1 protein-coding gene is annotated in these 2,385 nt (G+C 66.0%); it reads left to right on the forward strand.

The window, feature by feature from the left end; translation table 11 throughout:
* A partial coding sequence (locus ACFORG_RS20175) for a hypothetical protein (RefSeq protein WP_386737378.1) occupies window positions 1–2,155 on the forward strand: 2,155 nt, incomplete at its 5' end.
* Window positions 2,156–2,385: the final 230 nt, after the last annotated feature.

A 2,385-nucleotide genomic window follows, 5' to 3' on the forward strand; every position in this document is an offset into this window, starting at 1 on the left:
CTTCGACGATGTTACGTTGGGCTTCGGCATCCTGGCCGCCGACGCCATGCTGGTCCGGGGGGAGGTGCTGGAGCGCGGCTTCGGCAGCCGGTTCGGCACCAACCTGAACAGGACGGGCGAGTCGAGCTTCGCCTTCGAGACGACAAGCGGCGCGCAGGACATGGTGCTGGAGCTGGGTGGGTTCGACATCGACACCGGGGGCGAGGTGGAAGTGCTGGTCAACGGCGTCTCGCTGGGCAACCTGGGCGCGGGGGCGAACGAGGCGACGACGGATTATACACTCGTCCTCCCGGCCTCGGCGCTCGAGGTGGGGCACAACTTGGTGACCTTCCGCCAACTGATCAACCCGAACTTCGCCTGGGGCGTGGAAAACCTGCGCGTCAGCACGCCGGTCGACCTCGCGTTGACCCGCGGCCTGGCCGATCCCACCGTGCTGGGCAACCAGGTGGGCGCGGCCAGCGACATCACCGATGGCACCGCGCTGGTCAGCTTCACCGGCACCGACCGGGACCTGCGGCTCGACCTGCAGGGGCTCGACATCGATTTTGGCGGCGACGAGGTGGAGCTTTTCCTCAACGACGTTTCGCTGGGCATGCTGGCGGGCACGCCTGACAATGGCAGCGGGCCGTCGAGCTTCGCCATTTCCGCCGCCCAGCAGCTGGCGGGCGAGAACCTGCTGCGCTTCGAGCAGACCCGTAACGACAGCTTCAAATGGGGCATCAGCGATCTGGCGCTGGCCGCTCCCGCCGATTTCGAGCTGACCCCCGGCGTGGTGGAGAGCGGTGAATTTGGCAACAATTTCAATGGCACCTCGGATGCGGACGGGATCGTCGCGGGCAGCTTCCAGAACACGGGCACCGACCTGGTGGTGAGTCTCGCGGGCTTCGACGTGGATTTCGACGGCGAGCTGGCGCTGCGGCTGAACGGGCAGACCATTGCCGAGCTGCCCGCCGGCACCAACACGGCCGAGACTCCCTACCGCTTCGCCATCGACGCGGGCGCGCAGGCGGGCGAGCAGAACATCCTCGAGGTGGTGCAGCTGAGGAACCCGAACTTCGCCTGGGGTATCACCGACCTGCTGATCGCGGCGCCGGATGCAGCGCTTGACACCGGCGCGGTCGAGACTGGGGAGTATGGCAACAACTACAACGGAGCCACCGCGCCCGGCGGCGAGGTCATGATGACCTTCGCCGGCACGGGCGCGGCCGCGGGCGTTCCGATGCGGCTGGAGGTCACGGGCTTCGACATCGACTTCGCCGACGAGGTGGAGGTCCGGCTCAACAGCACCGTCCTGGGAAATCTCGACCTCACGCCCAACAACGGCACCGGCGTGACCGGCTTCGACCTGCCAGAGGCCGCGCTGCTGGCGGGCGAGAACGTGCTGACCTTCGAGCAGATGCGCAATGACAGCTTCCGCTGGGGCGTGACGGATGTGCAGGTCCGGTCGCTGACAGATTTCACGCTGGACGGCACCACGCCCGAGACCGGCAGCTGGGGCAACAATTTCAACGGCAGCACCGCGCCCGACGCCCGGGTCACCGGCGCTTTCCAGGCCGATGGCGGGCCGGTGGTGATCCGGGTCGGCGGTTTCGACGTGGATACGGGCGACGAGCTGCAGGTAAGCCTGAACGGCACGGCGCTGCGCTTCCTGCCCGAGGGCGTGAACGACGCCACGCAACCCTACGTGCTGGGTCTCTCGGGCAGCCAGGTGTACGAGGGGGAGAACCTGCTCAGTTTCACGCAGGAGCGTAACCCGGTCTGGAAATGGGGTGTCACCGACATCTCCGCCACCCCGGCGGACATCGACCTCGCCCTCGACACGGTCGAGCGGGGCGTCTACGGCAAGGGCTATCTCGGTACCTCGTCGGACACGGCGCTGGCGGTGTTCGACACCGACACCGACGCGCTGAGACTGGACCTGCGCGGCTACGACATCGACCTGGCGGACGAGGTCGAGATCCTGCTCAACGGCCAAAGCCAGGGCTTCCTCTCCGGCGGCGCCGCCAACAACAACACGCTGGCCGATTTCGACCTGACACTCGACCCCACGGACGTGCTGGTCGGCGAAACGAACGTCCTGGAAGCCCGCCAGGCCCTCAACCCCAACTTCACATGGGCCATTACCGAGATCGAAATATCGGCGACGACAGTCTGAGCGGACGGGGAAAGAACCGCGGTGCTGTTGCTCTCCTCTGACGGCACCGCGGGAGCCATGTCTAAGAGATCCGTAGGGTGCGAGGAGAAGCCGTCAGGACTGCTGTCTTTCGTTTCGCTGCCAGTCGCGACTGGAACGATTGATCGTTCCAAAGATCAGTTGGGCAAAATTTATCAATAACTTAGCGACCGGAGAACGTTCGACCCCGGTCCTGCCCGCTCCGCCACTTG

It is taken from the genome of Lutimaribacter marinistellae (assembly GCF_042648365.1).
GTDB classification, from domain to species: domain Bacteria; phylum Pseudomonadota; class Alphaproteobacteria; order Rhodobacterales; family Rhodobacteraceae; genus Lutimaribacter_A; species Lutimaribacter_A marinistellae.